Genomic DNA, 11610 nt, shown 5'->3' with positions numbered 1-11610 from the left:
TTCATGCCGATTCATGCCTAATTCTGCGCTTTCCCGAGAAATAATAGGCTTTACAATCCTCGAGTTCTGTCTAAGCCGCAACCATCATCTACAAGTTATACCCAAGCCCCATTCCGTTCACAAGAAGAGAGAGGAGCCCGCTGCTAGGGCTCCTCTTATTATGAATTAATTATACGAGTCCGAATAGACGTCGGCAGCGGCCAGGACGATTCGCTCGGAATCGTTCGACATTACCTTGATCCATGATCGTGACGTATACCGTACAGCCGTCTTCGCCGCCGAATGTTACATTCGTGCAGTTGCTTCCATGGAGGCGGATCTCTTCTGTCACGGTTCCGTCTGGAGCAAGAACCGCGACTGTTCCTTTGCCGAAGCGTGCGACATACAGATTGCCGTCAACATCACATCGCATGCCATCCAATCCAAAATCAGGGAACTGATGGAACAGACGCTTATTCGAGATGCTGCCATCCTCCTGAAGATCATATACCCAGATCCGTCGTTGAACCGATTCATTGACATAGAGCAAGCGTTCATCTGGGCTAACCTCGATGCCATTGGTCGTACCCATCCCTGATTCCAGAAGCGTCATTTCTCCATCTGGACGAATACGCCAGATTTGCCCTGTATCATCGGCCCACTTCGGATCGCTAGCAAATACAATATCATTTGCCATGATCGCAATATCGTTCGGTTGATTCATCGTTGGATCATGTGCCAGAACGTGCAGTTCCTTCGTCACGAAGGAATAGCGGAATACGTGATGCCCTGCATAATCCGCAATGCACATGTCTCCATTGCGAGTAAAGCGTATACCATTGCCAATGCATCCCTCAGGCAGCTCCAAGAATACGGAGCATTCGCCTTCTGGTGTTACCTTGCCAATCGTGCCCTGTCGTTCATAATTGACAGCATACAAGTTGCCTTCCTTATCGCAAGCCGGTCCCTCTATGCCTTGTGTAAATCCATGCTGTGGCGTAAATACCTCACTGCTTCGCATCTGAATCCCGGATCCATCAAACGTCTGATCCATGCAATCTCACTCTCCCTATTCGCATGTACATCATTTACAACGTTAACGATCTTGCAAGTGATAGGACTGAACAGAAGCAAATCGCTATCACAGTTGCCCTTGCACATGACAGCGATTCTATCCCCGCTTCCTAGCCTGAATCTACATTACTCTCAATACGAACTTCTAGAAGCTTGTAAAGATTGTATAAATGAATCAATGAATGAACTTGTCCAACAACTGTTCCCGCTAATTAATCATGATCTTCCATATCACCGGCATCCATTTGGAATGTACGCCATTTTTCCTTCTCTTGAACATGTGATTCAATCATGTCGCGCTTCAGTTCCCAAGCCTTCGTGCTTACGTCAACATGATACTGCTCCGGATTCGACTTGCGCAAATATTCCGGCCAGAACAGCTGAAGCTGCTCCTTATGGTAATTACGGATTTCTTCCAGATTCGGACGCTCATAGACTAGTTTGCCGTCCCGATATACAGGTCGAAGCAGCAGTTCTGCTTCATAGTGCTCTACATACTTGTGCAAATATGGATGAATCGGATCGAATAACTTAATCTTTGCCCGACGTTTTACCTCATCTTCTTCAGAGAGGCAAATGTAATCCGCAATTGCTTTTTTCTTCTTCTTATGAATAATGCGGTATACATCTTTCTTGCCTGGTGTCGTTACCTTCTCAGGATTAGCCGAAATCTTGATTGTCGGCTTCATCTCGCCGTTCACTTCACGCGATACGAGCTTGTACACTCCGCCAAGAGATGGCTGATCCGCTGCTGTAATAAGCTGCGTACCAACTCCCCACATATCCACGCGGGCACCCTGCGATTTCAAGTCTGAGATCGTATATTCATCCAGATCATTGGACGCACATATTTGCACATCCTTCAAACCAGCATCATCCAACAACTTGCGGGCTTGAATCGACAAATAGGCAATATCGCCGCTATCGAGTCGGATGGCTTGCAGCTTCTTCCCTTTCTTCTCCAGCTCCATACCAATCTGAATGGCATTCGGTATTCCACTGTGCAGCGTATCATACGTATCAACGAGCAGCGTCACCTGATCAGGCAATGCTTCAGCGAACACTTGGAATGCCTCTTCCTCACTCTCGAAGCTCTGCACCCATGCGTGTGCATGCGTCCCTTTTGTCGGAATGCCGAATCTGCGTCCTGCCAGCATGTTGGACGTTGCATGGAAGCCAGCCAAGTAAGCGGCGCGTGCCCCCCATAGAGCTGCGTCGGCTTCCTGTGCACGACGTGTGCCGAATTCCATCAGAATATCAGTGGAAGCCACATGCTTAATGCGCGATGCCTTCGTTGCAATGAGTGTCTGGAAGTTCATGAAGTTCAGCAGTGCCGTCTCAATCAGCTGAGTCTCGAACACGCGTCCTTCAACGCGAATAAGCGGTTCATTCGCAAATACAAGCGTACCTTCCCGAACCGCATCGATCTGTCCCGTAAAGCGGAAGTTGCGCAGTTCCTCCAGAAATGCTTCCTCGTACTGCTCTTCCTGCATGCCGAGATACTCAATATCTTCTGTTGTAAAATGCAAGCGTTCAATATATTCAACGATGCGCTCAAGGCCAGCGAACACAGCATACCCGTTATGGAAGGGCAGCTTGCGGAAAAAAGCCTCGAACACAGTCTGCTGATTGTGCGTGCCATTTTTCCAGTGTGCATACATCATATTAATTTGATATTTATCTGTGTGTAGGGCCATTGATGTATTCATCAGGTCATCTCTCTTTCTACCACTTACCAGTCATACAGTATGCGGCATTAACTATTCTGTGCGGTACCCACTTATAATCTGAGCACCGAGTGAATTGCGGAAGTGCTGTAGCGCCCATTCATGCGCATGCCCATTGAAGGTGGCGACAGCATCCTCATGGACAATAATCTTATATCCCATATTATAAGCATCTACAGCTGTATGAAGCACGCCGATGTCCGTACATACTCCAACTAAATGGACTTCTTCTATCTGTCTTGCTCGCAGTCTCATATCAAGATCCGTGCCGCAGAATGTGCTGTATCTGGTCTTATCCATCCAGTATACTTTGGATTGATGGCGTTCGTATACTTCAGCTACTTGACCGTATAGATTGCGCCCACCCGTGCCCCTAATATTATGCGGCGGGAACAGAGCGGTTTCAGGATGGTAGGGATCTTGTTCTTCGTGCAGATCAACCGCCATCGTCACGAAATCCCCAGCATTCACGAAGGAATCTATCAACTCCGCAACACGATTCTCAATATGTACGGCCGGTTCCCCCGCATGGAAGTCGGCCCGCTACAAAATCATACGTATAATCTATGACAATCAATGCCTTCAATTCCGAATCCATCTCCTCTCCGAGACCTGATATCCGATAGTTAGCTTAACGTCATTATGACAAATCGGTGCTAAATGTCAACCTCCTGCGCGTTGACCTCTCACGTGGAAAGTCCCCGTTGCCATCGTGCCAAGCTCTCCTTGCTCATTTACTACCGTGCCTTGAAGCGTGAGCACACGCTTCGTTGCATGAACGACATGCGCCCTTACTTCCAATATGCCTGCCTTCATTGGTCGCAGAAAGTTCACATTCAGGCTTCCGGTAACAATATTCGGATCTTGCTTGTATGCGGAAGCGGCGATTCCCATCGCATTATCAAGCAGGGAGGACAACACGCCCCCATGTACAATGCCTATCATATTCAAATGGTGAGCCTTCGCATCTAGCCGGAGGATCACTTCCTTCTCATCCGCATGAACGAGCTCACAACCCAAGTATCCCCAGAACGAAGACTGCGCACGTGCCTCTAATTCATCCCACTGCAGATTCTGCTCATTGCTCATGTTAGCCACCTCTCGATTCTTCCGCCATTATTTACCTAATAGTATACTAACATTATGCCCTTACTTCACTAACAAAATGTTGAAAGTAGAGAAGGCCGATCTCTATCAACGACCGGCCTTCCCCCTTCTATCTTATCACAATGCATGCATATTGCGCAGCATCTACTCTTTGTCCTTGTCTGTATCATCTGATGCGATCCCATCCCGATGGCCATCGCGCTGCAGCCGGCGCTGGGCCTCTTCCTCCACTAGCTTGCGCCTTAGCACCTTGCCAACCATTGTTTTAGGCAGCTCCGCTCGAAATTCAATTTGCCGCGGAATCTTGAATGCAGCGAGCTTAGCCCGGCACCATCCTTCCAGTTCCTTCTCTGTAATCGCAGCTCCTTCCACTGGCACGATGAAGGCCTTGACTGTCTCCCCCCGATAAGGATCCGGCACACCGATGACAGCTGCCTCTTTTACCTGCGGGTGCTCGAACAGCACTTCTTCCACATCGCGCGGGAACACTTTAAATCCGCTTGCATTGATCATTTCCTTCATCCGATCAACGATCGAGAAGAACCCGTCGGCATCCATCTTGGCCATGTCGCCAGTATGCAGCCACCCCTCTTTCAACACATCTGCCGTCTCCTCGGGCCGATTCCAGTATCCCTTCATGACTTGTGGCCCTCGTACAGCCAGTTCGCCAATGGAGCCTACTGGCATCGTCTCTCCAGTGTCTGGGTTAACGACCTTAGCATCTGTATCGGGAAATGGAATGCCAATGGTTCCGATCTTCCGATATCCCCAGAGCGGATTCGCATGTGTAACCGGTGAAGCTTCCGTTAAGCCATAACCTTCAATCAACCTGCCTCCTGTAATGGCTTCGAACCGCTCTTGCACCTCCAATGGGAGTGGTGCAGAACCAGACACGCACGCCTGCACAGACGATAGGTCGTACCGTGCTACCTCCTTATGGTGGTTAATTGCAATGTACATCGTCGGAGCTCCTGGGAAGATCGTTGCTCTTTCCTTATGAATGCACTCAAGCACCTGCATCGTATCGAACCGAGGCAGCAGAATAAGCTTGCTTGCCAGATGAATTCCTAAATTGAGCAGTACCGTCAAGCCGAACACATGGAAGCACGGGAGTGCCGCAAGGAACGTTTCCTTGCCGCGCTGCGCGCGATAGAACCAATTTGACGTCTGCACCGTATTGGCAATCAAATTATAATGCGTCAGCATCACTCCCTTCGCTCTTCCGGTTGTGCCTCCTGTATATTGAATCATGGCGACATCCTGTTCGGCATCCACAGAATGCGCCTTCGTTAGGGGCGCACTTGATGCGAGCCATCGCTTATAGCGAACAACACCCGGAACATCAGGAATTGCGAGCGATTGGCCATCCTTCTTCATCTTCAATGGATACAACCAATTTTTTGGGAACGGCAAATAATCCCGAATAGAAGTAACAATCATGTGGTTGAGCTTCGTCTTCTGCCTCACATGAAGTACACGAGCAAACAGCAAATCCAATGTAATGATCGCGGTTGCTCCGGAATCCTCCAGTTGGTGGGCCAATTCTCCCTCCATGTACAGCGGACTCGTCATCACCGCAATTCCACCCATCATCAATGTGCCGTAATAGGCTATGATCATTTGCGGGCAATTCGGCAGCATGATGGCAACCCGCTCTCCTGCACTCACACCAAGTGAGCGCAGGCCTCCAGCAAATTGATAGACAGAAGCGAGTAGTTCACGATACGTAAGCGTCTTCCCCATAAACTCAATAGCTGCGCGCTCAGGGAATTCTGCCGCAGCCTTCTCTAGCAGGTGGGCCACATTATGCTTCGGATAGTCGAACGACGGTGCTACTTCTTCAGGATAATGGCGCAGCCATGGCCTTTCATCAGAATAGGCATTCATGATGCTACTCCCCTTCCTCGTTCTAGTTGCGCTTCACCATGCATCAGCGCATATTGATTGCTGCTCATTGTTAATCTAGACAACGGTGTAACGCTCGTTCGCAATAATGCGTGCAGCGATAGCCCGCTTCCGCGAGGTCAAGGATAATGGAGTGGCGCGGCTGAATTTCTTGAGCAGCGATAACTGCGTGCGAAGGGTATCTCCTGATGCTGCTTCTTGAAGCGTTTCTTTGGCTCTCTGTTCAATTACCTGAAGCGCATCACGAACGAACACCTGTGTCATTTGCAGAGCAAGTTCAGCCTTCTCTTCACCTAAGCGGCTAACCAGCTTATCCGTTCGTAGAATCGCACTTTCTGCTGCGTAAATATAAATCATCATGTCTGCGAGAGCGGAAAGAACCTCCTGCTCTTGCTCGATGCGCGTACCATACTTCTGAACCGCCGTTCCGCCCACAACGAGAAACGCAGTTTTCATTTGGTTCAACAACTTATAAAGTTCAGCCATTGGGCCATCTTCTTCATCGCCAAGTGAAGGGCTGAATGCCAGAACCTCTTCCTGCAGCCGCTCTAGGCGCTCCATTAACGGAAGCTCGCCCTTTAATGCTTTTTTCAACAAGGTTCCAGGAATAAGCAGTCGATTGATCTCATTCGTGCCCTCGAATATACGATTAATGCGTGCATCGCGATAGATCCGCTCGACCTTGTATTCTTGGATGTAGCCATAACCGCCATGGATTTGCACGCCCTCATCCGCAATCGTGTTCAGTGCTTCACTGCCAAATACCTTAATAATGGAGCATTCAAGCGCAAACTCCGCGATTGCTTTGGCCGGAGATACGCCTGCATGGGCTGAATCTTGCGCTCCCGTACTAGTAGAGCCATCATTGACGTCTTGCAGCATCGCATCAATATATCCTGATGTTCGATATACCATGCTCTCTAACACATAGGTCAGCGTATTCATCTCCGCGAGCTTCTTCCCAATAAGCGGGAAACTGCTGATTGGCTTGCCGAACTGTGTGCGAGCATTCGCATATGCGGAAGCCAACTGGATCGTCTCCTTCGCCGCACCCAAACAACCTGCCCCCAGCTTGAATCTGCCTATGTTCAAAATATTAAATGCGATCAGATGCCCCTTGCCGATTTCGCCAAGCACATTTTCAATCGGAACACGGACATGATCGAAGTAAATCGGGCAGGTGGATGAGCCCTTGATCCCCATCTTTTTCTCTTCCGGCCCAACCGTAAATCCTTCCATGCTTCGCTCCACAATAAATGCTGTAAATTTCACACCATCTACCTTGGCATACACAATGAAAATATCTGCAAAACCTGCATTCGTAATATACAACTTCGATCCGCTCAGAATGTAATGAGTACCATCATCAGACAGCTTAGCTGTTGTTCGTGCGCCGAGCGCATCAGAACCGGATGCTGGTTCTGTTAGACAATAGGCAGCGATCTTAGCGCCTGTTGCCAGTTCAGGCAAATACGTGCGCTTCTGCTGATCCGTTCCAAAGTACACAATCGGCAGAGTGCCGATGCCAACATGAGCGCCAATGGACAATGCGAAGGAAGATGCACGGGCCAAGTTCTCATTGACAATCGTAGAACTTACCTTATCGAGACCAAGCCCCCCATAGGCTTCTGGGATATCTGTCGCTAACAGTCCAAGCTCTCCTGCCTTGCGCATCAATTGAACAGTCAGCTCATAATTAAGATGTTCAATATCCTCATCATGCGGCAGCACATCTCCCTCAACAAATGCCTTGGTCGTGTCCGCGAACAATCGCTGCTCCGAAGTGAAATCCTCTGGTGTTACTACCCACTCCAGAATCGGCTCGTCAATGACGAAGCCACCGCCTCTTACACGCGTCGTAGACGCAGCTTCCATGCTTCATTCCTCCGATCCATCTTCATTCTTGTACCCGCCATCTTCCCGTCTGGTACAATTCATGCAGATAAGTCTATGTGCCGTTAATCTTCATCTGAATCTTTCGATGCGATTGCAAGATTCTCACCGTTCTCCTCACACGGCGGCAGAACCTCAAATACGCCTGCAGCCCCCATCCCGCCGCCGATGCACATGGACACAACACCAAGACCACCACCTCTGCGGCGCAGCTCATAAATGAGACTTGTGGTCAATTTCGCGCCCGTGCAGCCGAGCGGATGACCAAGCGCAATCGCTCCACCATTTACATTCACAATGCTGTCATCAAGTCCCAGCTCCTGAATGACCGCAAGGCACTGTGCGGCAAATGCCTCATTTACCTCATAGAGCGCTACCTCTTCCTTCGTGATTCCTGCAAGGCGAAGCGCCTTCGGGATAGCTTCAACTGGTCCGATGCCCATCACTTCAGGCGGGACGCCCGCAACGGCAAACGAACGGTATACCGCGAGCGGTTCCAACCCTAGTTCTTCTGCCCGCTCCCGGCTCATTACCATGACCGCGGCCGCTCCATCGCTATACGGCGAGGAATTGCCAGCTGTTACAGAGCCCTGTGCGGCAAAAGACGGCTTCAGCTTGCGCAGCGTATCCTCATTTGTCTCTGGGCGAATGCATTCATCTATTCGAAAATCGATGGTCGTACTCTTCAGTTTGCCGCCTGCTTCCTCCCAAGTTCGCTTAGCCTGAACGGTCACCACTTCATCATTGAATTTCCCGTCCGCATAGGCTTGAACGGCACGTTGGTGGCTCCTTGTCGCATATGCATCCTGCATCTCGCGGGTTATGCCAAATTGCTTGGCGACCCGTTCCGCTGTGTGACCCATACTGATATAGATCTCAGGACGTTCTTCAGAGATAACCGGATGAGGAGACAGCTTGAAGCCTGTCATAGGAACATGTGACATGCTCTCTACGCCTCCGGCGATAATGACATCCGCAGCTCCTGTCATAATCCGCTCCGCTGCATAGGCAATTGCCTGCAAACCGGATGAGCAGAATCGATTGATGGTGACCCCGGGAACCGTATGGGGCAGCCCTGCATAAAGCGCGATTGTCCTCGCTACATTCAGCCCCTGCTCCCCCTCCGGCATCGCACAACCTAGAATGACATCATCTATGTCATGCTTCTCTAGTCCTGGGGTTCGCTCCAGCACCGCCTCAATGACGGTCCGTCCCAAATCCTCCGCTCTCGTGTCAGCCAGTGCTCCACGCTTTCCCTTGCCTACTGCTGTTCTTGCTGCCGCTACGATGACTACTTCTCTTAATGCTTTTGCAGGCGTATCCGCTACCATGCATATCCCCCTCTCACCCAATTGCCTTCCAGCAACAGAAACCAATGCAAGCTATCACCGCCCAGTTGCTCTGTTGCTCTGTTGCTCTGTTGCTCTGTTGTTCTGCTGTTTTGCTGTTTTGCTGTTCTGTTGTTCTGTTGTTCCGTTACTGGTTGCTTCTTTGTTTCTTTGCTGCTATCCAAACCACTGCTCCGGCCCTGCTTGCCAGTATGATGTCTAATTCGATATGCCCTAATTGCGCAGCGGCTTCCCCTTGCTCAGCATGTGCTGCATCCGCTGCTGTGTTTTCCGTTCTCCGCAAAGAGATAAGAAGGCTTCCCGCTCCAAATCGAGCAGATGCGATTCAGATACGAGGCGATTGGCAGGCACGTCTCCACCTGTAAGTACACGTGCGAGCTTGCGAGCAATTAACGCATCGTGCTCACTTATGTAGCCGCCCTCCAGCATATTGGATACGGCTAACTGCAGGACGCCAAAGCCCTCCCGTCCAGCTACGCGTATAGATGGTCGGCCTGCCTCCTGCACTTGCCCCACATACCCTGCCGAATCCATAGCGAGAACGGCCTGCTTCGCTTCATAGATGCGGCGCTGCTCCGCGAATAGCACACGATCTTGGGATCGTACATAGGCGAGTCGCAGCGCATCATGACCGCTGTTCGACACTTTGGCCATGGCGATCGTCTCGAATGCGCGCACAAGTGATGCGTTCAGATCATCATCGGGATGCGGCAGCCGATGTGAGAGCGCAATCGCCGTTTCCTTGCAGCCTCCCCCACCAGGAATCAGTCCAACTCCGGTCTCCACTAGTCCGAAGTATGTCTCTGGACTGAACACAATCATATCGGCCGGCAGGCACGCCTCCACACCTCCGCCAAGTGTCATTCGGTGCGGTGCAGCAACGACGGGCCGCTGCAAGCCCTTCAGCTTCATCATCGCTCGCTGGAATTGGCGGATAATGAAGTCGATTTCGTCCCATTCCTCGGCCTGAGCTTCGCCGAGCAGAAGCATCACATTTGCCCCAACGCAGAAGTTACGTCCCTCATTCGCAACAATGAGACCTCGGTAGTCACGCGCTACGATATCTACGCTCTTCTCGATCATGGATAAAATATCTTCCCCGATTGCATTGTTCGGAGAATGGAATTCCAGACAGGCCACATCATCACCGACATCAATAAGACTCGCACCGCTATTGCGTGCGATTGTCCTTCCCTGTTCCTTCAAAGAGCGAAGCAATATCGATTGTTCACTCTTCACGGCTTGCTGCCATTCTCCTGCCGCGGCGAAGAACAATCCGCTGCTTCGCTGCTCATAGAACCGCTCGTGACCTTGTTCCAGCCATGCCTCCACCCAGGCCGGAATTTCTGTGTCCTCCGCCCTCATGCGTGCGACACTATCCCGAAGACCAATCGCATCCCAGCATTCAAATGGGCCCAGCTCCCAATTGAAGCCCCATCGCATTGCTTTATCAATATCCTCGATATGATCTGCAATTTCCCCTACCTTGGAAGCTGCATAGCACAATACCTGCTTCATCATGCTCCAGATGAACTGTGAACCTTGGTCACGGCCGCTGATTGCAGCTCTCAGCTTGGCTGCCGTTCCCTTCTCCCGCTTCGCCTGCTGCAGCGTCACCGAAGCAACCTGCTGCCTCGGCCCATACGTCCAATCCTGCCAACGCAGTGCATGGATCGGATCTTCTCCAGGTGAACCGCTGCGTACCTTGCGATAGAATCCTTGGCCGCTCTTCTCTCCTAGCCAGCCGCGTTCTACCATTTCTTTGAACCAAGGCGGCAGAGCAAACGCATTCCGCTCCGTTTCTGTCTCAGCATGCTCAGCCACATTGTTCGCTACATGGAGGAATGTATCTAGTCCGACGATATCCAGCGTTCGGAATGTAGCACTCTTCGGCCGCCCGATAATCGGCCCTGTTAAGGCATCGACCTCCTCGATGGTAAGACCGTACCGTTCCATTTCTTGAAGCGTGATCACCAAGCCGTACGTCCCAATTCGATTGGCAATGAAGTTAGGCGTGTCTTTGGCAATGACTACTCCCTTGCCCAGTCTGCGCTCACACCATTCCTTGGCCCCTTCTAATACCGACTGATCCGACAATGCATTCGGTATAAGCTCCACCAGATGCATGTATCGTGGCGGATTAAAGAAATGAGTGCCGACAAATGAACGCCTAAATGCTTCTGATCGCCCTTCCAACATGGATTCAAGGGAAATGCCTGACGTATTCGAGCTGATCAGCGTCCCTTCTTGCCAGTGGCGCTCTATTTGCGCCAGCACCGTGCGCTTCACGTCCACTCGTTCCGTGACCGCCTCAATAATCCAATCTACCTGCGCAAGTTCCTGCAAATGATCCGCTGTATTACCCGGTATGATACGCTCTGCGAACGCTTCCATATAGAGCGGTGCTGGGCTCGACTTCTTCAATCGCGCAATCGCTTGATTAGCGTGGCGGCTGCGGACATCTGGATGCTCCAGAGTCTTGCCTGCCTCCACTTCGTCCTCCGTTAGAATTCCTGTAATACGAATAATTGGGTGGTTGAACAAAAACGAGCGCCTCGGTACGATGGGGTTGTGCA

Annotated in this window: 8 protein-coding genes and 1 pseudogene; all 9 read right to left on the bottom strand. The window is 50.8% G+C overall.

The annotated features are described in order from the left end of the window. Nucleotides 1–169 precede the first annotated feature (169 nt). The gene (locus ABN764_RS26275) at nucleotides 170–1033 is read right to left on the bottom strand and encodes an SMP-30/gluconolactonase/LRE family protein (RefSeq protein ID WP_446673573.1); all 864 of its coding nucleotides are present in this window, start codon (nucleotides 1031–1033) and stop codon (nucleotides 170–172) included. A gap of 232 nt (nucleotides 1034–1265) precedes the next feature. Continuing rightward, on the bottom strand, nucleotides 1266–2762 hold the full coding sequence (locus tag ABN764_RS26270; RefSeq protein WP_446673572.1) for a nicotinate phosphoribosyltransferase: 1497 nt from the start codon (nucleotides 2760–2762) through the stop codon (nucleotides 1266–1268). 51 nt (nucleotides 2763–2813) lie between these two features. Further along, nucleotides 2814–3366, bottom strand: a pseudogene (locus ABN764_RS26265) (cysteine hydrolase family protein). 77 nt (nucleotides 3367–3443) lie between these two features. After that, entirely contained in the window at nucleotides 3444–3869 is a 426-nt protein-coding gene (locus tag ABN764_RS26260) for a PaaI family thioesterase (protein ID WP_044357052.1), read from the bottom strand. 162 nt (nucleotides 3870–4031) lie between these two features. Then, a complete protein-coding gene (locus ABN764_RS26255; RefSeq protein ID WP_446673571.1) occupies nucleotides 4032–5774 on the bottom strand; it encodes a long-chain-fatty-acid--CoA ligase in 1743 nt (580 codons plus the stop codon). 75 nt (nucleotides 5775–5849) lie between these two features. Beyond that, the gene (locus tag ABN764_RS26250; protein WP_446673570.1) at nucleotides 5850–7667 is read right to left on the bottom strand and encodes an acyl-CoA dehydrogenase FadE; all 1818 of its coding nucleotides are present in this window, start codon (nucleotides 7665–7667) and stop codon (nucleotides 5850–5852) included. An 83-nt stretch (nucleotides 7668–7750) separates the two neighbouring features. After that, complete coding sequence (locus tag ABN764_RS26245; RefSeq protein WP_446673569.1) at nucleotides 7751–9016, bottom strand: acetyl-CoA C-acyltransferase; 1266 nt, start codon at nucleotides 9014–9016, stop codon at nucleotides 7751–7753. Next, nucleotides 9010–9198, bottom strand: a complete 189-nt coding sequence (locus ABN764_RS26240; protein ID WP_446673568.1) for a hypothetical protein — start codon at nucleotides 9196–9198, stop codon at nucleotides 9010–9012. The genes ABN764_RS26245 and ABN764_RS26240 overlap by 7 nt, the downstream gene beginning before the upstream one ends. Before the next feature lie 49 nt (nucleotides 9199–9247). Next, nucleotides 9248–11610 (bottom strand): 3-hydroxyacyl-CoA dehydrogenase/enoyl-CoA hydratase family protein (locus ABN764_RS26235; RefSeq protein ID WP_446673567.1); only part of this gene is annotated, 2363 nt, incomplete at its 5' end.

Origin of the sequence: Paenibacillus wuxiensis (assembly GCF_040195695.1) — a bacterium.
Lineage (GTDB): Bacteria > Bacillota > Bacilli > Paenibacillales > Paenibacillaceae > Paenibacillus_B > Paenibacillus_B suaedae.
The sequence above is the reverse complement of the archived record's forward strand: the minus strand, read 5'-3'. Positions and strand labels throughout refer to the sequence as shown.

Bases quoted from the DNA above. Each gene is read 5' to 3' on its own strand.
- ABN764_RS26275 (WP_446673573.1), bottom strand. From the start codon at position 1,033: ATGGATCAGACGTTTGATGGATCCGGGATTCAGATGCGAAGCAGTGAG.
- ABN764_RS26270 (WP_446673572.1), bottom strand. From the start codon at position 2,762: ATGAATACATCAATGGCCCTACACACAGATAAATATCAAATTAATATG.
- ABN764_RS26260 (WP_044357052.1), bottom strand. From the start codon at position 3,869: ATGAGCAATGAGCAGAATCTGCAGTGGGATGAATTAGAGGCACGTGCG.
- ABN764_RS26255 (WP_446673571.1), bottom strand. From the start codon at position 5,774: ATGAATGCCTATTCTGATGAAAGGCCATGGCTGCGCCATTATCCTGAA.
- ABN764_RS26250 (WP_446673570.1), bottom strand. From the start codon at position 7,667: ATGGAAGCTGCGTCTACGACGCGTGTAAGAGGCGGTGGCTTCGTCATT.
- ABN764_RS26245 (WP_446673569.1), bottom strand. From the start codon at position 9,016: ATGGTAGCGGATACGCCTGCAAAAGCATTAAGAGAAGTAGTCATCGTA.